The sequence below is a fragment of the Caulobacter radicis genome (assembly GCF_003094615.1).
Classification (GTDB): domain Bacteria; phylum Pseudomonadota; class Alphaproteobacteria; order Caulobacterales; family Caulobacteraceae; genus Caulobacter; species Caulobacter radicis.
This window is the reverse complement of record NZ_QDKO01000009.1, coordinates 359,369-380,802: the sequence shown is the minus strand read 5'-3', so window position 1 is coordinate 380,802 and position 21,434 is coordinate 359,369. Positions and strand designations below refer to the sequence as shown.

The following is a 21,434-nucleotide window of genomic DNA, read 5'->3' as shown; positions in this document are numbered from 1 at the left end:
CCCGCTTGAAGGAACCTCCGAGGCTTAGGGGCCCTGCATGGCCCAGGCGTGTCTCGCAAATTTCCGCGCGGCTACGGCGAGCGCCTCGCCGATACACTTCCGTTTCAAAGCGGCCGGAAGGTTGTCGCCAGCGTTCAGGCTCGCCCGCCAAGTGTTACGCCCGATGGGCGAAACCGACGATTTAGACGTCGTCGCAAGAATGTTCACGGCGGAGCGGCCGCGTCCAAGCCGCCGATTCCGCGATCGGCGATGATGGCTCCATCGACCAAGGAGCCCCGCCATGGGCAAGGTGCTGATCCCCGCCTCGTGTCTCGCCTTCAGCGTCTGGCTGCTGGCCGAGCGGCTGTTCTGACAAAGAAAAAAGCGCGCGGAGTTTCCCCCGCGCGCTCTTCCTGACCCCGAAGGATCTGCTTTTGTTACAGCACGCCGTCGATGGCGCGCTTGACGCCCAGCGGGTTGGCTTCCTTCAGCGCCGCCGGCAGCAGCACGTCGGGCAGGTCCTGGTAGCACACGGGGCGCAGGAAGCGCTCGACGGCGCGGGTGCCGACCGAGGTCGAGCGGCCGTCCGAGGTGGCCGGGAACGGGCCGCCGTGGACCATGGCCGGAGCCACTTCCACGCCGGTCGGCCAGCCGTTGGCCAGGATGCGGCCGGCCTTGCGCTCGAGGATCGGCAGCAGGCCGCGGGCGGCTTCGGCGTCTTCCGCGTCCAGATGCAGGGTGGCGGTCAGCTGGCCTTCCAGGCCTTCCAGCAGGCCGGCCAGGGTAGCGACGTCCGGGCAGCGGACGATCACCGACGACGAGCCGAACACTTCGTGGCTGAGGGCGGGGTCGGCGGCGAAGGTCTCGGCCTCGACCACGAACAGGGCGCCCTGCCCCTGGTTGCAGCCTTCGCCGACCAGGCCGCGGGCGGCCACGGTGACGCCGGGGCGCGAACCCAGCTTCTCGACGCCCTGCTCGTAGGCGCCGAAGATGCCCGGGGTCAGCATGACCTGCGGATGGGCGCCGGCCAGGGCGGCCGAGGCCGAAGCCACGAACTTGTCGAAGTCCGGACCGGCCAGGGCGAAGATAAGGCCCGGGTTGGTGCAGAACTGGCCCGAACCCATGGTCAGCGAACCGACGAACGCCGCGCCCAGGGCCTCGGCGCGGGCGGCCAGGGCGTGCGGGAACAGGATCACCGGGTTGACGCTGCTCATCTCGGCATAGACCGGGATCGGCTCGGGGCGCTCATTGGCGATCTTCATCAGCGCCACGCCGCCGGCGCGCGAGCCGGTGAAGCCGACAGCCTTGATGCGCGGATCGCGGACCAGGGCGCCGCCCAGCTCGTGGGTCTGGCCGGTCAGCAGCGAGAACACGCCGGCCGGCAGGCCCGCCTTCTCGACGGCCTTGCTGATGGCCGCGCCGACCAGGGCGGCGGTGCCGGGGTGGGCCGGGTGGCCCTTGAACACGACCGGGCAGCCGGCGGCCAGGGCCGCGGCGGTGTCGCCGCCCGCGGTCGAGAAGGCCAGCGGGAAGTTGCTGGCGCCGAACACGGCGACGGGGCCCAGGCCGATGAAGCGCTGGCGCAGGTCGGCGCGCGGCAGCGGCTTGCGCTCGGGCTGGGCCGGGTCGATGCGCGCGCCCAGGAAGTCGCCCTGGCGGACGGTCTTGGCGAACAGGCGCAGCTGGCCGGTGGTGCGGCCACGCTCGCCTTCGAGGCGCGGACGCGGCAGGCCGGTCTCGGCCATGGCGCGCACGATCAGGTCGTCGCCGATGGCTTCGATCTCGGCGGCGACGCCTTCGAGGAAGGCCGCGCGGGTTTCGAGATCGGTCTCGCGATAGATGTCGAAGGCGGCGTTCGCGGCGGCCAGCGCCGCCTCGATCTGCTCCGCGGTCGGTTCGGGGAAGACCTCGCCGAAGTGCTCGCCGGTGGCGGGGTTCAGGCTGCGGAGTTCAGTCATGGGGCGGACGCTCGCGTTTTGGCGGACGGGAATGGCCCGCATATAGGCCCTTCCGCGTCCGGTTGTCAGTCCAATGTTAGCGCAACCAATGCTTAATTTGCATGGGTACGGGCTATTCGATGAAGGCCGGCGCCGTAACCCGTTCGCCCAGCAGGAAAGCATCGGCCACGTGGCGCAGCGGGCTGACGTCGACATCCGAGCCGCCGGCCGCGATCAGGCGGGCGAAGGCGTCGTAGAGGCCCGGATATTCCTCGTCCGGCCCTTCGTGCGTCAGTTCACCGTCAACCCACAGGCGCGAACCGCCGTGCGACAGCTTCAGCTCGCCGCCGTCGGTGTCGATGATGATGTCCCAGCTCTGCTCGCCGGTCTGCAGGAAGTCGAAATCGGCCTGGACCGGCGCGCCGGTCACGGTGCGGAAGGTCAGTTGCGCCTCGACCGGCGACTGGCAGTTCTCCGGCACGTGCAGCGTCGCCTTCTCCAGGAAGAAGGCCGGCAGCACGACGGTGGCGATCGACAGGGCGTTGATGCCCGGATCGAAGACGCCCAGGCCGCCGGCCTGCCAGATCCAGGTCTGGCCGGGGTGCCACACGCGCACGTCTTCCTTCCAGTTGATCTGGACCGACTTGATGGTCTTGCCCGACAGCCAGGTCTGGGCCGGGGCGACGGCGGTGGCGTAGCGCGAGTGCCAGGTGGTCTGCAGGGTGACGCCCTTGGCCTGGGCGGCGGCCTTCAGGTCCTCGACCTCGCTCAGCGTCGCGCCCGGCGGCTTCTCCAGCATCACGTGCTTGCCGGCGTCGATGGCCTGGCGGGCGATCGTGTGACGCACCTGCGGCGGAGTGCAGAGGGCGACGGCGTCGAACGGCACGTCCGAGGCCAGCAGTTCGGAAAGGTCGGTGAAGTGCGGGACGCCGTCGACGCCGGCGCTGCGGCTGGCCACGGCCGCCAGCTCGAACCGAGCGTCCTTCTCGATGGCCGGCAGGTGCTGATCGCGGGCGATCTTGCCCAGGCCGACGATGGCGATGCGGATGGTCATCTGGACGGACACCTGACGATGGCTCGGGCCGCGCCTCGCGACCTCTGTAAGATTAGTCCGACAAATAGCGCCCTCCCCGTTCCTGTCAAACAGGACCGCGAAAACGGGTCGAGAAGGCCGTCCGCAAGGAACCTCGCCCTTGCCGCGATGACAAGAACCGGCTTGCCCGCTCGACCACCGCGCGCAATGGTCCTACATATTCCGCGTTGGGCGAACATCGTCGTGGATGGCGCGACGCGGCGACCAGCGATAGAATGTGAGCGCTATCATCGGCGTTCAAGCGCTCTTTCGGCTCTTGCGATCGGCTCGCAAGACCTTGAAGGCGTGCGACGTTTGCCCGCCATGGCGGTCGTTGACGCTCCGCGCTCGCCGGTATAGTCAGACAAATAGTATAAACCTCGCCCGGCGAGGCGATCCGGTTGGATCGATCGAGGAAAAACAGGACCGACATGACCACCAAGTCCGCGCCCAGCACCCTTCGTTCGCGGGCCTGGTTCGACAATCCCGACAACGTGGACATGACGGCGCTCTATCTCGAGCGCTATCTGAACTACGGCCTGACGCTGGAAGAGCTGCAGTCGGGCAAGCCGATCATCGGCATCGCCCAGACCGGTTCGGACCTGTCGCCCTGCAACCGCCACCACCTGGTGCTGGCCGAACGCGTGCGTGAGGGCATCCGCACCGCCGGCGGCATCGCCATCGAATTCCCGGTCCACCCGATCCAGGAAACCGGCAAGCGCCCGACCGCGGGCCTCGACCGCAACCTGTCGTACCTGGGCCTGGTCGAGACCCTTTACGGCTACCCGATCGACGGCGTCGTGCTGACCATCGGCTGCGACAAGACCACCCCGGCCTGCCTTATGGCCGCCGCCACCGTGAACATCCCGGCCATCGCCCTGTCGGTCGGCCCGATGCTGAACGGCTGGTACAAGGGCGAGCGCACCGGCTCGGGCACGATCGTCTGGAAGGCCCGCGAGATGCTGGCCGCCGGCGAGATCGACAACGCCGGCTTCATCAAGCTGGTGGCCAGCTCGGCCCCGTCGACCGGCTTCTGCAACACCATGGGCACGGCCACGACCATGAACTCGCTGACCGAGGCGCTGGGCATGTCGCTCACCGGCTCGGCCGCCATCCCGGCCCCCTATCGCGACCGCCAGGAGAACGCCTACCTGACCGGCCTGCGCATCGTCGACATGGTCAAGGAAGACCTCAAGCCGTCGGACATCCTGACCCGCGAGGCCTTCCTCAACGCCATCGCCGTCAACTCGGCCATCGGCGGCTCGACCAACGCTCCGATCCACCTGAACGCCCTGGCGCGCCACGTCGGCGTCGAGCTGTCGGTCGACGACTGGCAGGAGAAGGGCGAGAACATCCCACTGCTGGTCAACCTGCAGCCGGCCGGTGAATATCTGGGCGAAGACTACTACCACGCTGGCGGCGTTCCGGCCGTCACCGCCCAGCTGATCAAGCAGGGCCTGATCCACGAAGACGTCATGACCGTCTCGGGCCAGACCATGGGCGACGCCTGCCGCGACGCCGTGATCGAGGACGAGAACGTCATCCGCCCGTACGAGCGCCCGCTGGTCGAGCGCGCCGGCTTCGTCGTCATGCGCGGCAACCTGTTCAACTCGGCGATCATGAAGACCAGCGTGATCTCGGGCGAGTTCCGCGACCGCTACCTGTCGAACCCCGAAGACCCGGACGCCTTCGTCGGCAACGCCGTGGTGTTCGACGGTCCGGAAGACTACCACCACCGCATCGACGACCCGTCGGTCGGCATCACCGAGAACTCGATCATGTTCATGCGGGGCGCCGGCCCCGTCGGCTACCCCGGCTCGGCCGAGGTGGTGAACATGCGCGCCCCCGACTACCTGATCAAGCGCGGCATCAAGCAGCTGCCCTGCATCGGCGACGGCCGCCAGTCGGGCACCTCGGGCTCGCCGTCGATCCTCAACGCCTCGCCGGAAGCCGCCGTCGGCGGCGGCCTGGCGCTGCTGAAGACCGGCGACCGCGTCCGCTTCGACCTGCGCAAGTCGCGCGTCGACGTGCTGATCAGCCCCGAGGAAGTGGCCGAGCGCCGCAAGGCTCTCGAGGCCGCCGGCGGCTACAAGTACCCGGAAAGCCAGACCCCGTGGCAGGAGATCCAGCGCGCCATCGTCGGCCAGATGGAGACCGGCGCGGTGCTGGAACCGGCCGTGAAGTACCAGCGCATCGCCCAGACCAAGGGCCTGCCGCGCGACAGCCACTAAGGCTTTCGCCAGCACCGAAAAAGAAGCCGCCCGGGGAAACCTGGGCGGCTTTTTCATATCCCCCTTCCCGTCATTCCCGCCCTCGTGGCGGGAACCTCTCTATCGACCGCAAGGGCGGATGGAGCGGATCGTCGACGATCCGCTTGCACTTCCCGTGCGGGCGGAAACAGGGGTTCTCGCCACGAGGGCGAGAATGACGGGAGAATATTAGATAGCCTTCCGCGCCATCCGCTCGGCCGCCAGCATCGCCGCCAGCATCGCCACGGCCAGGACCGCGATGACGGCGCCCAGGGCCTCCCAGCCGAAACGCCCAACCACGAGGCCACCCAGGGGCGGGCCGATCAGGGCCCCGCCGGCTCCGAACTGGGTCAGCAGGCCGTTGGCGGCGGCGATGCGCGGGCCGTCGGTCCCGCCCGCCAGCGCCGGCAGGCGGGCGAAGACCAGCGGCGAGGCGATGCCGCTGAGCAGCACCACCAGGAAGGCGACTCCGGCGACCAGCAGGGCCTTGGCTGACAGGAAGACGAAGGGCGCGACCACGGCCGTGGCCAGCAGCGCGGGGACGACCACCCGCGTCATGCGCCGCCGGTCCAGCGGCGCGGCGTGCAGCAGGCGGATGGCGATGGCCGAGCCCGGCAGGGCCGCCAGCGAAACAAGGCCCGTGGCGATGCTGGCGCCGGCGACGCCAGCGCCCGCCTTCTCGATCAGGAAGCTGGGCAGCAGCATGGTCAGGGCGCAGATGAAGACGGTGTAGAGTCCGAAGCCCAGGGTCAGCACCCAGGCGGCCGGCGGCGGCAGGGCGATGCGGGCGCCGTCCGACAGGCCCTTGGGCTGGCGCAGGGCGACCAGCAGGCCCAGCGCGCACAGCACCGCCCACACCAGCATGGCCCCGCGCGGACCGCTCAGCGCCATGGCGAAGCCGGTGACGCCGCTGCCGACCGCCACGCCCACGGCCACGAAGGTGCTCCAAAGCGCCAGGGCCGGTCCCCGCGCCTTGTCGGAGGCGACGGCGGCGATCATGGTCGGGGCGGCGATGACCACCAGCAGATAGGCCACGCCCTCCAGCGCCCGGGCGGCGAACAGCACCGCGACATTGGGCGCGAAGGCCTCGACCAGGCTGGCCGCCAGCAGGCCGACCAGCCCGATCGCCATGAAGCGGCGACCGCCGAACCGGCCCAGCGCCAGGCCCGCGACGATGCCCAGGGTCGCCCCGCCGATCTCCAGCAACGACACCAGCAAGCCCGCCTGGGCCAGCGACAGGCCTAGCTCCTGGCGCAGCACCGGAACCAGCACGGCGATCTTGGGAAGCTGGGCGGCGGCCAGCACGCCGATGAGCCACAGGGCGATGATGTTGGACCAGGAACGCAGCATGGCGCCGCCCTAGACCGATGCGCCTTCGCGCGACACGAAAAACTTATGCGTGGTGGCCCACGGCGTGAAAGCCTTCAGCCGATGGTGGTGGTCAGGCGGCCCACGCGGCCGTCGGCGAGGGGAATGGTCTCCCACTCGGTCAGGCCCAGCGCCACGGGAACCTCGGGGCTGTCGTTGGGACCGGTCTCGAAACGCAGCCGCTGGTAGGGACGCTCGAACCAGCCCGTCCGGGCCAGTTCGCCCTGGGCCCGGGCGATCTCGGGGCTGGCGAAACGCCAAAGCGACACGCCCAGATAGTCGGACGCGTCGATCCGCCACGAGGCCAGCCGCGCCGGCGACACGGCCAGAAGCTGGTGGGTGGCGTCGCAGACCAGGTGCACGGCCTGGGACGAGGTCTCGACCAGCCGCCGGATCGCCGCGTCGCTCCCCTCGCCCGCCTTCGCCGCGATCAGGGCCGCGATCCGCTCGCGATGGGCCTCGTCGGGTTCGTGCTCGCCGCTTTCCCAGCGCGACACCGTGCCCTGCGACACGGCCAGCAGCTCGGCAACGGCGCCCTGCTTGACGGCGTTCAGCCGCCGGAAGCGGCGCAGCGCCAGTCCGATAGGCAGGTCGTGGATCATGGGCGCCAGTCTAGCGGGAAAGGGCGAGCGTGGGGAGCCGGCGCTTCAGAGCGGCAGCTGGACCGTGCTCTTGACCTCTTCCAGCACCGCGTAGGTCCGCGTCTCTCGCACGCCCGGCATCTTGACCAGTATGTCGCCCAGGAAGCTGCGATAGGCGTCCATGTCGCGGACGCGGGCCTTGATCAGATAGTCGAAGCCGCCGGCCACCATGTGGCACTCCAGCACCTCCGGCGCGCGGCGGATGGCGGCGGCGAAGTCGTCGAACACCTCGCCGGTCGTGCGGTCCAGCACCACCTCGACGAAGATCAGCAGGGCGCGGTCGACCTTGGCCGGATCCAGCAGCGCCGCGTAGCCGGTGATGAAGCCGCGCTCGCGCAGGCGCCGCACCCGGTCGAAGGTGGCGGCCGGCGAGAGGTTGCAGCGCTTGGCCAGCTCGGCGTTGGTGATCCGCCCATCGGCCTGCAGCACGCGCAGCAGCCGGCGGTCGGTGTCATCTAGAGCGGACATGGATTTTCGTCACTTTCAGCGAAGATTGTTCTGATAATAGCGATAACAAACAAAGCACCTTCGGCACGAAGAGGACTACACCCTCAATCGTCCTAGCGAAGCTTCCCCCACGCCGCATCCCCCAGTCGGCGCGCTTCGCCAAGGGCCTCCCGCTCGGCGGGAAAGCTCGCCACGCATCCCCCAGCGTCGGCGACGAGCGGAAGGGACGCGCGAGTCCCCCCGAGACGCGTCCCTTCCAGTGCTCCCCTTCCCCTCATAAGCTGCCGACCCAGGCTTGCGCCCACGCACGCCGCGACGCCCTGTCGCGGGGCTTTTCGCACGCCTGGAGCAGACAACGTTTTTCGACGTTTACGCCGAACAGGATACGGAAGCCAGAGCCAACAAACGAAGCACCTTCGATCATAGCCGGGCTACAGCGACGATAAATCATTAGCGAGGCGCATCATGGCCGATTGGGACTCCCTGGACGACGGCAAGTACCGTGACGAAAAGGCGGTGATCGCCGACCTGCTGGCCGCGGGGCCCCTGTCCAGCGAGGATCGCGCCGCCGTCCGCGCCGAGGCCGAGGCCCTGGTGCGCGGCGCCCGCCGGTCCGTACGCAAGCAGGGCGTGGTCGAGAGCTTCCTGCAGGAATTCAGCCTGGGCACCCGCGAGGGCCTGGCCCTGATGTGCCTGGCCGAAGCCCTGCTGCGCACCCCCGACGACGAGACCCGCGACCGCCTGATCGCCGAGAAGATCGGCTCGGCGGATTGGGCGTCTCACCTGGGCGGCAGCGACAGCCTGTTCGTCAACGCCTCGACCTGGGGCCTGATGCTGACCGGCAAGATCGTCGAGCCCGACGACGAGGCCCGCAAGGATCTGCCGGCGTTCATCAAAAGGCTGGCCGGCCGCGTGGGCGAACCGGTGATCCGCGCCGCCGTCGGCCAGGCTATCCGCATCATGGGCGAGCAGTTCGTGCTGGGCCGCACCATCGAGGCGGCCATCAAGCGCGCCGCGAACGAAGACACCATGTGCTCGTTCGACATGCTGGGCGAAGGCGCCCGCACCGCCGCCGACGCGGCCCGCTATGAAAAGTCCTACGCCGACGCCATCGAGACGGTCGGCAAGCTGTCCAACAAGGCCGGTCCCGAGGCCGGCCACGGCGTGTCGGTGAAGCTGTCGGCCCTGTGCCCACGCTACGAGGCCACGCACGAAGACCGCGTGTGGGAAGAGCTCTATCCGCGCACCCTGCGTCTGGCGCTGATCGCCGCCAAGTACGACATCAACTTCACCATCGACGCCGAAGAGGCCGACCGCCTGGCGCTGTCGCTGAAGCTGCTCGACAAGCTGTGCCGCGAACCGGCCCTGGCGGAGTGGAAAGGCCTGGGCCTGGCCGTGCAGGCCTACCAGAAGCGCTGCGGCGAGGTCATCGCCCGCCTGAAGGCGCTGTCGGAAGAGACCGGCCGTCGCCTGATGGTCCGCCTGGTCAAGGGCGCCTACTGGGACAGCGAGATCAAGCGCGCCCAGGTCGCCGGCCGCCCGGACTATCCGGTCTACACCACCAAGCCCGCCACCGACCTGTCGTACCTGGTCAACGCCAAGGCCCTGATCGGGGCCGCGCCGCACCTCTACGCCCAGTTCGCCACCCACAACGCCCACACCCTGGCGGCCGTGGTGCGCATGGCCAAGAACGCCGGCGTCCGCATCGAGCACCAGCGCCTGCACGGCATGGGCGAGGCGCTCTACAAGGCCGCCGACGACCTCTATGACGGCATCACCCTGCGCGCCTACGCCCCCGTCGGCGGGCACGAGGACCTGCTGCCCTACCTGGTGCGTCGCCTGCTCGAGAACGGCGCCAACACCAGCTTCGTCCACGCCCTGCTCGACGAACGGGTGCCGGTCGAGAAGGTGGTCACCGACCCGATCGACGTGGTCGAGGCCCACCCGGACCGCCACGCCAAGATCCCCACGCCGATCGACGTCTATGGCGAAGGCCGCAAGAACAGCGCGGGCCTGGACCTGTCGACCCGCGCCGACCGCTTCCGCCTGTCGGCCGCGGTGACGGTGCTGGACGCCGCCCCGCTGCAGTCGGGTCCGCTGGTCGGCGGCAAGATGGAAGCCGGCGGCCCGCCGCTGCCGGTGGTCTCGCCGATCGACGCCGGCCGCGTGGTCGGCGCGGTGTCGGAAGCCCAGCTGCCGCAGATCGACAAGGCCTTCAAGCTGGCCCGCGCCGCCCAACCGGCCTGGGACCAGGCCGGGGGCCCGGCCCGCGCCAAGGTGCTGCGCGCCATGGGCGACGCCCTGGAAGCCAATATCGAGCGCCTGATCGCCATCCTGTCGCGCGAGGCCGGCAAGACCCTGGCCGACGGCATCGCCGAGGTGCGCGAGGCCGTCGACTTCTGCCGCTACTACGCCGTTCTGGCCGAAAAGCAGTTCGGCGAGCCCGAGGTGCTTAAAGGTCCGGTCGGCGAGACCAACACCCTTGGCCTGGCCGGTCGCGGCGTCTTCGTCTGCATCAGCCCGTGGAACTTCCCGCTGGCCATCTTCACCGGCCAGATCGCCGCGGCCCTGGCCGCCGGCAACGCCGTGGTCGCCAAGCCGGCCGAGCAGACGCCGATCATCGCCTATGAAGCGGTGAAGCTCTATCACGCCGCGGGGCTGGACCCACGCCTGCTGGCCCTGCTGCCCGGCCGTGGCGAGACCGTCGGCGCGGCCCTGACCGCACACGAGGGCCTCGACGGCGTCGCCTTCACGGGCGGCACCGACACCGCCTGGCGGATCAACCAGACCCTCGCCCAACGCCAGGGCCCGATCGTGCCGTTCATCGCCGAGACCGGCGGCCTCAACGGCATGTTCGTGGACACCACCGCCCAGCGCGAGCAGGTGATCGACGACGTCATCGTCTCGGCCTTCGGCTCGGCCGGCCAGCGCTGCTCGGCCCTGCGCCTGCTGTTCCTGCCGACCGACACCGCCGACCACATCATCGAGGGCCTGAAGGGCGCGATGGACGCCCTGGTGGTGGCCGATCCGGCCAACGCCGCGACCGACCTCGGCCCGGTGATCGACGCCGACGCCAAGGACGCGCTCGAAAAGCACCTGGTCCGCCTCAAGCATGAAGCCAAGGTGCTGCACGCGCTGGAAACCCCGGCCGGCGGCACGTTCTTCGGCCCGGTCCTGGCCGAAATCCCGGCCGCCGATTTCCTCGAGCGCGAGGTGTTCGGCCCGATCCTGCACGTGGTCCGCTACAAGCCCGAGGACCTGGAACAGGTGGCCGGCGCCCTGGCGGCCCGCCGCTACGGCCTGACGCTGGGCGTGCACTCGCGCATCCAGGCCTTCGCCGACGAGGTGGTGCGCCTGGTCCCGGCCGGCAACGCCTACATCAACCGCACCATGACCGGCGCTGTGGTCGGCGTGCAGCCGTTCGGCGGCGAGGGCCTGTCGGGCACCGGCCCCAAGGCCGGCGGCCCCCACGCCCTGTTGCGCTTCGCCGTCGAGCGCGCGCTCAGCGTCAACATCACCGCCCAGGGCGGCGACCCGGCGCTGCTGAATCTCTGATCTTGACCTCTCCGGCCATGGGCGAGACCCTTCGCCCATGGCCGACGGCTTCGACATCCATATCGACGAAGAACAGGCCGCCCGGCTCCAAGCCGTGGCGGACCTGCTTGGCCTGTCGGCCGCCGACTATGCGAGGTCGCTGATCGAGGCGGGACTGGAGGATTTGCCCCCCAGAACGATCGACCCCGATCCAGCCATCGACGAGGCCATCGCCGACGCCGTCGAGGCCGGCGAGGAAGAAGCCATTTCCTGGGAAGACTTCCGAGCCAAGCTTCTTCGCTCCGGTCGCCGGGAAGATTGATCTACCCGATCATCATTTCGCCTCGCGCTGATCGGGATTTCGATCGCCTGGAGGCTTGGCTCGTTGAGCGTGACCCAACGGCGGCCGCTCGTCTCGGTGTTCTTCTCGAGAAGGCGATCGGCAGCCTCGCTGAATCCCCTCTGCGGGGTCGCTCCATGGGCGCCTTCACCCGCGAGATCAACATCCCCTTCGGCCACAGCGCTTACGTCGTTCGCTACCGTGTCAAAGGCCAGCGCGTGACCATCACCCGGATCTGGCACGGCCTGGAGCAGCGGTAGACGGCCGCTCGCCGACATGCACAATCTGCGGTGCAGTTTCTCGGGGAGCTTCAAGCCATGCGTTTCCTGCCGTCCGCCGTGATCGCCGCGGCCCTGCTGGCGCCCGCCGTCGCCGCCGCCCAGGTCCAGCCGCTCGTCGGCGAGTGGTACGGGACCTTGCAGGCGGGACCGACCAAACTGCCGCTGGTGTTCCACGTCCTGGCCGACGGAACCGCCAAGATCGACAGCCCCGCCCAGGGCGCCATGGGCCTGAAGGCCACGGCCAGTTTCGCCGACGGCAAGGCGCGCCTGACCCTGATCTATCCCCCGGCCAGCTTCGAAGGACAGCTGTCGGCCGACGGCAAGAGCCTGGACGGCCAGTGGCTGCAGGGCGGCGCCAGCCTGCCCCTGGCCATGAGCCGCACGCCGCCGGCGGTGACGCCGGCCAATCGCCCGCAGACGCCCAAGCCGCCGTTCCCCTATCGCGCCGAGGAGGTGTCGTACGTCAATCCGGCCTCGGGCCTGAAGCTGGCCGGGACCCTGACCCTGCCGCCGGGCGAAGGCCCCTTCCCCGTCGCCGTGCTGATCACCGGCTCGGGCGTGCAGGACCGCGACGAGACCCTGTTCGAGCACAAGCCGTTCCTGGTGCTGGCCGACGCCCTTACCCGCAAGGGCGTGGCCGTGCTGCGGGTCGACGACCGCGGCGCCGGCGGTTCGGAACGCGGCGAGCTGAAGGCCGCCACCAGCCTGGACTTCGCCACCGACGTGGAGGCGGGCGTGGCCTTCCTGCGCGGCCGCAAGGACGTGGATCCGGCCCGCATCGGCCTGATCGGCCACAGCGAAGGCGGGCTGATCGCCCCGATCGTCGCGGCCAAGGACCCCAGGATCGCCTTCGTGGTGCTGATGGCCGGCACCGGCCTGCCGGGCGCCAAGGTGATGCAGAGCCAGAGCCGCGACATCGCCCTGGCCGGCGGCGCCCCGCAGGCGATGATCGACCAGCAGGTCAAGCTGATCGCCAAGGTCAGCGACATGGTCATCGCGGAGCCGGACTCCGCCAAGCTGAAACCTCGCCTGGCCTCGCTGCTGGCCGAGCAGGGCATGCCGCCCGAAGCCGCCGAGGCCGGGTTCGGGCGCTTCGCCACCCCATGGTTCAAGACCTTCCTCGGCCTCGATCCGGCCGGCTACCTGAAACAGGTCAAGGCGCCGGTCCTGGCCATAAACGGCGAGAAGGACGTGCAGGTCTCGGCCGCCGAGAACCTGCCGGCCATCAAGGCCGCGCTGGCCGGCAACAAGGACGTGACCATCCTGCCGCTGCCAGGCCTGAACCACCTGTTCCAGACGGCCAAGACCGGCGCGCCGTCCGAATATGCCGAGATCGAGGAGACCCTGGCGCCGTCGGCCGTGAACGCGATCGTCGACTGGACCGTGGCCCATGCCGCCAGGCCCGCGCACAAGCACGCCGATTAACTTCATCAATTTTATTTAATCGCTGGACCACGCCCATCCGGCTCCGCTAACGTCCCCGCAAATCACAAGTGGGGAGACACCGGGAATGCTTTCGCGACGCGCGATCCTGGCCGCCGGCGCGGCCGGCCTGACGGCGGGCCTGGCCGCCCTTCCGACCCTGGCCGCCGCGCGGAAGGGCTTCGTCAAGGTCGAGGACGGCCGCCTGAGCCTCGACGGCAAGCCCTATCGCTTCGTCGGCGCCAACCTCTGGTACGGCGCCTGGCTGGGCGCCCCGGCCGCCTTCGGCGACCACGCGCGCCTGGCTCGCGAACTCGACAAGCTGCAATCGCTGGGCGTCACCAACCTGCGCGTCCTGGGCGCGGGCGAGCGCTCGCCGGCCAAGGTGGCCATGGATCCCACCTTCCGCGGCCCGGGCGAGGACTACGACCAGACCCTGCTGACGGGCCTGGACGTACTGCTGGCCGAGATGGGCAAGCGCGGCATGAAGGCCGTCATCTACGTCAACAACTTCTGGGACTGGTCGGGCGGCATGCCGGCCTATCTGAACTGGACCGGCAACGGGACCTGGTTCCAGCAGGGCGACCCGGCCCACCCCTGGCCCGCCTTCGCCGACTATTCGGCCCGCTTCTACGCCGACGAAAAGGCCAACGCCCTCTTCCGCCACTATGTGAAGACCCTGGTCGGCCGCACCAGCACCGTCACCGGCAAGCCCTATCGCGACGATCCCACGATCATGGCCTGGCAGCTGGCCAACGAGCCGCGCCCGGCCGGCAGCGAGGCATTCGGCAAGGCCAACCGCCCCGCCTACGACGCCTGGATCGACGGCACCGCCCGCTTCATCAAGTCGATCGACGCCAACCACCTGGTGTCCAGCGGCAGCGAGGGCGACATGGGCTGCCTGGGCAGCGAGGCCTGCGTGGTCGAGAGCCACAAGACCCCGGCCATCGACTACCTGACCCTGCACGTCTGGCCCAACAACTGGAGCTGGATCTCGATGACCGACCAGCCCGCGACCTACGAAGCGGGCGCGGCGCGGTCGCGCGACTACATCCGCCGCCACATCGCCCTGGCCAAGTCCATGGGCAAGCCGCTGACCATCGAGGAGTTCGGCCTGATCCGCGACGGCCGCGCCTTCGCGCCCGGCTCGCCGGTCACCTTCCGCGACCGGTTCTACAAGATGGTGTTCGACGAGGTGGAGGCCGACATGAAGGCCGGCGGCCCGACGGCGGGCGTCAACTTCTGGGCCTGGAACGGCGAGGGCCGCGCCCAGCACGCCGACGCCTGGTTCAAGAAGGGCGACCGCTCCTATGTCGGCGATCCCCCGCAGGAGGAGCAGGGCCTGTTCGGCGTGTTCGACGCCGACGCCTCGACCCTGGCCATCATCCGCGACCACGCCAAGGCGGTGAAGTCGATCTAGCGTCCCATCAGCCGCCGCAACCAGGTCCAGGCGCCGCCCTTTCGGTGATCCCGCGCCACGCTGGCCTCGAAGTCGTGGCGGGCGTCGATCGCCCGGCGCAGGACCTCGCGGTGAGCGTCGAGCATGCGCTCATAGGCCTTGAGCGTTTCGGCGGCGTCGGCCACGCGGGCCATGTCGAGGTCGAGGCCCGCCAGATAGGCCTCGGGCAGCCTGCGAATGTCGAAGTCGCGGCCGCCGCCCTCGGCGTCATGGTCGGGCGCCAGGGCGTACCACCAGGTCAGGGCCCGGCCGCCTTTCCAGCTGTGATAGATCCTCACGCCGTCGTGGCTGAGCATCAGCTTGCGCCTGTTCACCATGAGTCCTCCTGGAGGACGATCTGGCGGCGCCGTTTGCGACAGCCGCAACCACGCAAGGCAAAACCGCCGCCCCGGGGCCGGGACGGCGGTCAGCGCGTTCAAGCGGTCGGCGCGATCAGGGCTCGGAGAGGCCCGTATCGCCCTCGTCGGTCAGGTTGAATTCGTACCAGACGCCGTTGAGGACGCCGAAGGCGAGGGCCAGGCCGAGGCCGAGAACCCAGGTGAAGTACCACATGATCCAGGTTCCTTCTCAGTAGAGGGCGGGGTCTGTCTTGAGGGCGGCGCTGCTCGTGCGGCCCCACAGCACCCGGTAGACGAAGGCCGTGTAGGCCAGCACCACCGGCATCAGCACCACGACCACGACCAGCATGATGAACAGGGTCGTGTGGCTGGACGAGGCGTTCCACACCAGGAAGCTGGAATGGGCGTCGACCGTGCTGGGCAGGATGAACGGGAACATCGACAGGCCGCTGGTGGCGATGATGCCGGCGGCTGAGGCCGAGGAGCCGCCGAAGGCCAGGCCTTCCTGACGCTTCCACAGGCCGAAGGTCGCAAAAGCCGCGCCGACGAAGCCCAGCACCGGAGCGATGGTCATCCACGGATAGCGGCCGAAGTTGTCGAACCAGGCGCCCGGCGCGGCCACGACCGTGGCCCGCAGCGGATTGGACGGACCGGCCGGATCGACCACCCCCTCGACCCGGAAGCCCAGGCGCATGGCCAAGAGGCCGCCCAGGGCGAACAGCACGATGCTGGCGATCCCGGCGATCAGGCCGAACTTGCGGGCGCGGTCGACGATCGGGCCCTTCTCGGCCTTCACCGCCAGCCAGGCCGAGCCGTGCAGCACCAGCATCGCGGTCGACAGCAGGCCGCAGACCAGGGTGAAGGGCGTGAACAGCTCGAAGAAGTGGCCGTGGTAGGTGCTGCGCAGGTCGCTGTCGAGGTGGACCGGCACGCCCTGCAGCACGTTGCCGACGGCGACGCCGAACACCAGGGCCGGCACGAAGCTGCCGACGAACAGCGACCAGTCCCAGAACGAGCGCCACTTGGCGTCCGGCCGCTTGGACCGGTACTTGAAGGCGACGGGCCGCATGATCATCGCCGACAGCACCAGGAACATGGCCAGGTAGAAGCCCGAGAAGCTGGCGCCGTACACCATCGGCCAGGCCGCGAAGATCGCCGCCCCGCCGGTGATGAACCACACCTGGTTGCCTTCCCAGGTGGCGCCGATGGTGTTGATCACCGTCCGGCGTTCTTCGTCGTTGCGGCCGATGAAGGGCAGCAGGGCGCCGACGCCCATGTCGAAGCCGTCGGTCAGGGCAAAGCCGATCAGCAGCACGCCCAGGAGGCCCCACCAGATCAGGCGGAGGGTCGGGTAGTCGAGGGGGAGTTCCATCTAGCGGTCTCCTTTAGGCGACGGCTTCGGCGACGACGGGCGCGCCGGATTCCGGGGGGAAGGCGTCCTGTTCGGCGAACGGGCCCTTCTTGATGGTCTTCAGGATCAGCCCGACCTCGACCACCGCCAGGGCGCCGTAGAGCAGGGTGAAGCCGACGATGCTGGCGATCAGTTGGGGAACGCTGAGGCTGGAGGGCGCCAGGAAGGTGGGCAGGACCCCTTCCACGGCCCAGGGCTGACGCCCGACCTCGGCCAGCACCCAGCCCAGCTCCGTGGCGATCCAGGGCAGCGGAATGGCCAGCACCGCCAGGCGCAGGAACCACTTGGTCTCGTGCTTGCGCAGGGTGACCAGCACGAAGGCGGTGGCGAAGAGGGCGATCATCAGGAGCCCCGTGCCGGCCATGATGCGGAAGGCCCAGAACATCACCGGCACGTTGGGCACGGTGTCCCAGGCGGTCTTGGCGATCAGCTCCTTGGAGGCCGTGCGCGGGTCCTCGACGTGGCGCTTGAGCAGCAGGGCGTAGCCCAGGTCGCGACGGTTGGCCTCGAAGACGCCGCGGGCGGCCAGGTCCTGCGGATTGGCCTTCAGCTTCTCCAGCGCGTCATAGGCGACAACGCCGCGCTCGATGCGGTCCTCGGCGGTGGCCACCAGTTCGAAGATGCCCTCGACCGGCTTGTCGACGCTGCGGGTGGCGATCAGGCCCAGCACGTAGGGGATCTTCACCTCGGCGTGGGTCTTGCGGTCGGCCAGGCTGGGGATGCCGACGGCGGTCAGGCCGGCCGGAGCGGGCTCGGTCTCCCACATGGCTTCCAGGGCGGCCAGCTTCATCTTCTGGTTGTCGGTGAGGGCGTAGCCGCTCTCGTCGCCCAGGACGACGACCGACAAGGCCGAAGCCAGGCCGAAGGCGGCCGCGACGGTCATCGAGCGCTTGGCCACGCCCGTCCACCGGCCCTTGAGCAGGTAGAAGGCCGAGACGCCGAGCACGAAGACGGCGGCGATGGTGTAGCCGGCGCTGACGGTGTGCACGAACTTGGCCTGGGCCACGGGGTTGAAGATCACCGCCTTGAAGTCGGTCACCTCCATCCGCATCGTGTCGGGGTTGAAGGCCGCGCCGACCGGGTTCTGCATCCAGCCGTTGGCGACCAGGATCCACAGGGCCGACAGGTTCGTGCCCAGGGCCACCAGGAAGGTGACCAGCAGGTGGGTGACCGGCTTCAGCTTGTCCCAGCCGAAGAACATCAGGCCCACGAAGGTGGCTTCCAGGAAGAAGGCCATCAGGCCCTCGATGGCCAGCGGGGCGCCGAAGATGTCGCCCACATAGTGCGAGTAGTACGACCAGTTCATGCCGAACTGGAATTCCATGGTCAGGCCCGTGGCCACGCCCAGGACGAAGTTGATGCCGAACAGCGCGCCCCAGAACTTGGTGACCGTGCGCCAGATCGGGCGCTTGGTCATGACGTAGACCGCCTCCATGATGAACAGCATGAAGGACAGCCCCAGCGTCAGGGGCACGAAGAGAAAGTGGTACAGGGCCGTGAGGGCGAACTGCAGGCGGGATAAATCGACGACGGCGGGATCCATGCGTAGCTCCGGTGTCGGACGGCGATCGGTCGCGCCGCACGAGCATCTCGCCTTAGGCGTGTTTCCGATAGGGGTCTTTGATGCGGATCAAGGCCTTTGCACGATGGAGCGCTAAAGCCTGGCCATGACCGTTCGGACCCCCGTCGAGACCGAGATCCTCACGCTCGCGCGCCCGTGGCTGCGAAGCTTGAACAGGACAACCTCCGCGTTCAGCCGCGCCGCGGCCGCCTGGCGGCTGGCCGACGTGGTCGGCGCGGCCGGCTTCGCCGCCGGCCTGGCCTTCGGGATCGACGCCCTGACCCGAAGCCTGGCCGAGGCCCTGCCCTTCCTGGCGCTGGCCCTCGTCTCGGCCCTGGCGCGCGGCTTCCTGGCGGCGAAGGCGACCCGCGCCGGCGCCGAGGCGGCGGCTCGGGCGAAAGCCCATGCCCGGCGCCAGGCCGCAGCCTCGCTGCTGGCCCCCGGCGCGCCGCGCGGCGGCGCGGCCGTCACCGCCGTGATGGAGGGGGTCGAGGCGCTGGACGGCCACTTCTCGCGCTTTGCTCCGGCCCGCAGCGCCTCGGCGGTGGCGCCGCTGCTGCTGATCGGCCTGACCGCGATCGCCAGTCCGGTCTGCGCCGGCATCCAGCTCTTCACCCTGCTGCCGTTCATCGCCGCCATGGCCCTGGCCGGCATGGCCGCCGCCGACGCCTCGCGCCGGCAGTTCCTGGCGCTGGAGCGGCTGTCGACCCTGTTCCTCGACCGCGTGCGGACCCTGCCGGTGGTGCTGGCCTTCCAGGCCGAAAGCCGGGTCACGGCGGGCCTGGCGGGCGCCGCCCACGATCTTTCCAGGCGCACCCAGGCGGTGCTGCGCGTGGCGTTCTTCTCGTCGGCGGCGCTGGAGTTCTTCGCGGCCCTGTCGGTGGCGCTGGCGGCGGTCTATTGCGGCTTCAACCTGCTGCGCCTGCTGCCCTTCCCCGTGCCCGAGACGCTGGACCTGAAGCGGGCCTTCTTCGCCCTGGCCCTGGCGCCGGAGGTCTACGCCCCGATGCGCCGGCTGGCCGCCGCCTATCACGACCGCCAGGCCGCCGAGACGGCCGCCCTGGCCCTGGCCCGCCTGCCCGTCCCCGCCCCGGCCGCCGCGCCGCTCGCCCTGCCGTCCGCGCCGCAGATCCGCTTCGAGGGCGTGGGCGTGACCTATCCCGGCGGCGAGGCGGCGGTGTTCGACGGCCTGGCCCTCGTCGCCCCGGCCGGAAAGATCACCGCCCTGCTCGGCCCCAGCGGCTGCGGCAAGACCACCCTGCTGAACCTGCTGACCGGCCTTGCCCCGCTGACCGCCGGCGAAGTGCGCGTGGGCGAGGCCAGGCTCTCCGAGGCCGGCGCCTTCGCCGCCGACCTGGCCTGGGCCGGGCAGTCGCCGCTGCTGCTGGCCGGAACCCTGGCCGACAACCTGGCCCTGGCGCGGCCCGACGCCTCGCGCGACGACCTGGAAACCGCCGCCCGCCGCGCGGGCCTGTCGGACCTGCTCGACCGCCGCGGCGGTCTCGATGCGCCTCTGGACGAGCGCGGCGGCGGCCTGTCGGGCGGAGAGCGCCGGCGCTTGGGGATAGCCCGAGCCCTGCTCAAGCCCGCGCCGATCCTGCTGCTGGACGAGCCGACGGCCGATCTCGACGCCCAGGCCGAGGCGGCGATGATCGCCGCGATCCGGCAGGCCGCCGCCGGCCGCACGACCCTGATCGCCACTCATTCCGAGGCCCTGGCGGCCGTCGCCGACCAGGTGGTGCGCCTGTGACCAAGAGCCCGCTCTCCAAGCTCGTCGCCGAGCAGCGTCGCCGCCAGGCCGGTCCCCTGATCACCGCCGCGATCGCCGCCGCCGTGGTCGGGGCCGGCTCCACCGCCCTCCTGGGCCTGTCGGGCTGGTTCATCACCGGCGCGGCCCTGGCCGGCGTCGCGGGCCTGGCTGCGGCCCAGGCCTTCAACGTGCTGCTGCCCAGCGCCACGATCCGCCTGCTGGCCATACTGCGCACCGTCGCCCGCTACGGCGAGCGCCTGCAGGGCCACGCCGCCGCTCTGGACGCCCTGGCCGCCATCCGACCGCGCCTGTTCGCCGCCCTGGCCGCCGCGCCGCCGCGCGAGGCCCTGGCGATCTCGCGCGGCGAGGCCGCCGCCCGCCTGGTGCAGGACGTCGACGCGGTCGAGACCCGCTTCGTGCGCCTGTCCGCGCCGTGGGGCGCCGGCGCGGGGGTCGGCATGGCCGTGGCGCTGGCCGCCCTGGCCGGGATCGGACCGGCCCTGGCCATACTGGTCGCCGTCGCCGCCCACCTCGTTCTCGCCCGCATCCTGACCCGGCGGCTCAGCGCCCCGGCCGGGGCGGCGATCCAGGCGGCGGCGGGCGAACTCAAGGAGGCCTTGGCCGCCTTCGCCGCCGCCGCGCCGGAGCTGAGGGTCTATGGGGCGGAGGGGCCCGCCCTCGACCGCATCGCCATGCTCGGCGACCGGCTGGACGCCCTGAAGGTCCGCGCCGCCCGGGCGCAGGGGATCCTCGGCCTGTCGGAAGGCGCGTTGACCGGCATCGCCGTCGCCGCCGTACTGGCCCTGGCCGCCCCGGCCTCGGCCCCGCTGGCGGCCCTGGCCGCGCTGGCCGCCGTCATGGCCGTCGAGGCGGCCGCCCCGATCGCCCGCGCCTTCGACCAGGACGGCGCGGCCGAGGCGGCCGGCGAACGGCTCGACGCCCTGCTGCGCCACGCGCCCCAGGACACGCCGCCCACAAAGGCCGGCCGTCCCGCCCTGCGCCTGCAAGGCCAAGAGCTGCCCCCCGGAGCGCGCCTGGCCCTGACCGGCCCCACCGGCAGCGGCAAGACCACGCGGCTGGAACAGCTGCTCGGCCTGCGCCCCGCCCCTACTGGCGCCTTCGCGCTGGACGGCGAGGACGGCGCGAATCTGCCGCCGGCCGCCCTGCGTCCGGCCTTCGCCTACGCCCCGCAGGACGCCGCCCTGCTGGCCGGCACGGTGCGCGAGAACTTGAAGCTGGCCGCGCCCACGGCCACCGACGAGACCCTGTGGGCCGCCCTCGACGACGCCGCCCTGGCAGACCGGGTGCGCGCCCTGCCCCAGGGGCTGGACGCCTGGGTGGGCGAGGCGGGCGAGCGGCTGTCGGGCGGCGAGCGCCGGCGGCTGTCGCTGGCCCGCGCCCTGCTGCGCGACGCCCCCTGGCTGCTGCTCGACGAGCCGACCGAGGGCCTCGACCCCGCCACCGAGGCCCAGGTGGTCGCTCGGCTCGACGCTCGCCTGCGCCGAACCGGGCAAGGCCTGGTGCTGGTCAGCCACCGCAAGGCGCCGCTGACGCTCTGCGAACAAGCCGTGGCGGTGGAAACGGTGTCGCGGCCCGTCGGGTCGGTTATAAGCCGGCCCATGATCGAACCGGCGAAGCCTTGAGG

General features: G+C 70.4%; 17 protein-coding genes. 8 read left to right on the top strand and 9 right to left on the bottom strand.

Features of this window, described 5'->3' with window-relative positions; translation table 11 throughout:
- Positions 1–416: 416 nt before the first annotated feature.
- Together DDF62_RS04115 and DDF62_RS04110 are read right to left on the bottom strand one after the other, a co-directional pair.
- Positions 417–1,937, bottom strand: coding sequence for an aldehyde dehydrogenase (NADP(+)) (locus DDF62_RS04115; protein WP_244286694.1), 1,521 nt, complete (start codon positions 1,935–1,937; stop codon positions 417–419).
- 112 nt (positions 1,938–2,049) lie between these two features.
- On the bottom strand, positions 2,050–2,970 hold the full coding sequence (locus DDF62_RS04110; RefSeq protein WP_116487925.1) for a Gfo/Idh/MocA family protein: 921 nt from the start codon (positions 2,968–2,970) through the stop codon (positions 2,050–2,052).
- A 449-nt stretch (positions 2,971–3,419) separates the two neighbouring features.
- On the opposite strand from DDF62_RS04110, the gene DDF62_RS04105 reads away from it, so the two are divergent.
- Positions 3,420–5,219: an IlvD/Edd family dehydratase gene (locus tag DDF62_RS04105; protein ID WP_101715787.1), complete on the top strand. Its 1,800-nt coding sequence runs from the start codon at positions 3,420–3,422 to the stop codon at positions 5,217–5,219.
- 207 nt (positions 5,220–5,426) lie between these two features.
- Here the strand turns inward: DDF62_RS04105 and DDF62_RS04100 are convergent, their stop codons facing one another.
- The 3 genes from DDF62_RS04100 to DDF62_RS04090 form a co-directional block, all read right to left on the bottom strand.
- Positions 5,427–6,587 carry an MFS transporter gene (locus tag DDF62_RS04100; protein ID WP_116487924.1) on the bottom strand — a complete coding sequence of 387 codons (1,161 nt, stop codon included), beginning with the start codon at positions 6,585–6,587 and terminating at the stop codon, positions 5,427–5,429.
- A gap of 74 nt (positions 6,588–6,661) precedes the next feature.
- On the bottom strand, positions 6,662–7,207 hold the full coding sequence (locus DDF62_RS04095; protein WP_116487923.1) for a helix-turn-helix domain-containing protein: 546 nt from the start codon (positions 7,205–7,207) through the stop codon (positions 6,662–6,664).
- A gap of 45 nt (positions 7,208–7,252) precedes the next feature.
- Entirely contained in the window at positions 7,253–7,714 is a 462-nt protein-coding gene (locus tag DDF62_RS04090) for an Lrp/AsnC ligand binding domain-containing protein (RefSeq protein ID WP_101718161.1), read from the bottom strand.
- A gap of 444 nt (positions 7,715–8,158) precedes the next feature.
- Here DDF62_RS04090 and putA point away from each other — a divergent pair, with 444 nt between their 5' ends.
- The 5 genes from putA (at position 8,159) to DDF62_RS04065 (ending at position 14,690) form a co-directional block, all read left to right on the top strand.
- Positions 8,159–11,248 carry a bifunctional proline dehydrogenase/L-glutamate gamma-semialdehyde dehydrogenase PutA gene (gene putA / locus DDF62_RS04085; protein ID WP_116487922.1) on the top strand — a complete coding sequence of 1,030 codons (3,090 nt, stop codon included), beginning with the start codon at positions 8,159–8,161 and terminating at the stop codon, positions 11,246–11,248.
- A 37-nt stretch (positions 11,249–11,285) separates the two neighbouring features.
- A complete protein-coding gene (locus DDF62_RS04080; protein ID WP_116487921.1) occupies positions 11,286–11,549 on the top strand; it encodes an antitoxin in 264 nt (87 codons plus the stop codon).
- A complete protein-coding gene (locus DDF62_RS04075) occupies positions 11,546–11,827 on the top strand; it encodes a type II toxin-antitoxin system RelE/ParE family toxin (RefSeq protein WP_116487920.1) in 282 nt (93 codons plus the stop codon). Before DDF62_RS04080 ends, DDF62_RS04075 begins: the two co-directional genes overlap by 4 nt.
- Positions 11,828–11,884: 57 nt before the next feature.
- Positions 11,885–13,273: an alpha/beta hydrolase family protein gene (locus tag DDF62_RS04070; RefSeq protein WP_116487919.1), complete on the top strand. Its 1,389-nt coding sequence runs from the start codon at positions 11,885–11,887 to the stop codon at positions 13,271–13,273.
- 85 nt (positions 13,274–13,358) lie between these two features.
- A complete protein-coding gene (locus tag DDF62_RS04065) occupies positions 13,359–14,690 on the top strand; it encodes a glycoside hydrolase 5 family protein (RefSeq protein WP_116487918.1) in 1,332 nt (443 codons plus the stop codon).
- Here DDF62_RS04065 and DDF62_RS04060 read toward each other — a convergent pair.
- The 4 genes from DDF62_RS04060 to DDF62_RS04045 form a co-directional block, all read right to left on the bottom strand.
- Positions 14,687–15,046 carry a hypothetical protein gene (locus DDF62_RS04060; protein ID WP_116487917.1) on the bottom strand — a complete coding sequence of 120 codons (360 nt, stop codon included), beginning with the start codon at positions 15,044–15,046 and terminating at the stop codon, positions 14,687–14,689. The two genes, DDF62_RS04065 and DDF62_RS04060, sit on opposite strands and share 4 nt — an antisense overlap.
- A gap of 115 nt (positions 15,047–15,161) precedes the next feature.
- Complete coding sequence (cydX, locus tag DDF62_RS04055; protein WP_058347708.1) at positions 15,162–15,281, bottom strand: cytochrome bd-I oxidase subunit CydX; 120 nt, start codon at positions 15,279–15,281, stop codon at positions 15,162–15,164.
- 15 nt (positions 15,282–15,296) lie between these two features.
- Positions 15,297–16,439: a cytochrome d ubiquinol oxidase subunit II gene (gene cydB, locus DDF62_RS04050; RefSeq protein ID WP_116487916.1), complete on the bottom strand. Its 1,143-nt coding sequence runs from the start codon at positions 16,437–16,439 to the stop codon at positions 15,297–15,299.
- A gap of 13 nt (positions 16,440–16,452) precedes the next feature.
- Positions 16,453–18,021, bottom strand: coding sequence for a cytochrome ubiquinol oxidase subunit I (locus DDF62_RS04045; protein ID WP_116487915.1), 1,569 nt, complete (start codon positions 18,019–18,021; stop codon positions 16,453–16,455).
- A 124-nt stretch (positions 18,022–18,145) separates the two neighbouring features.
- On the opposite strand from DDF62_RS04045, the gene cydD reads away from it, so the two are divergent.
- Together cydD and DDF62_RS04035 are read left to right on the top strand one after the other, a co-directional pair.
- Entirely contained in the window at positions 18,146–19,789 is a 1,644-nt protein-coding gene (gene cydD, locus DDF62_RS04040) for a thiol reductant ABC exporter subunit CydD (protein ID WP_116487914.1), read from the top strand.
- Entirely contained in the window at positions 19,786–21,432 is a 1,647-nt protein-coding gene (locus DDF62_RS04035; protein WP_116487913.1) for an ATP-binding cassette domain-containing protein, read from the top strand. The genes cydD and DDF62_RS04035 overlap by 4 nt, the downstream gene beginning before the upstream one ends.
- Positions 21,433–21,434: the final 2 nt, after the last annotated feature.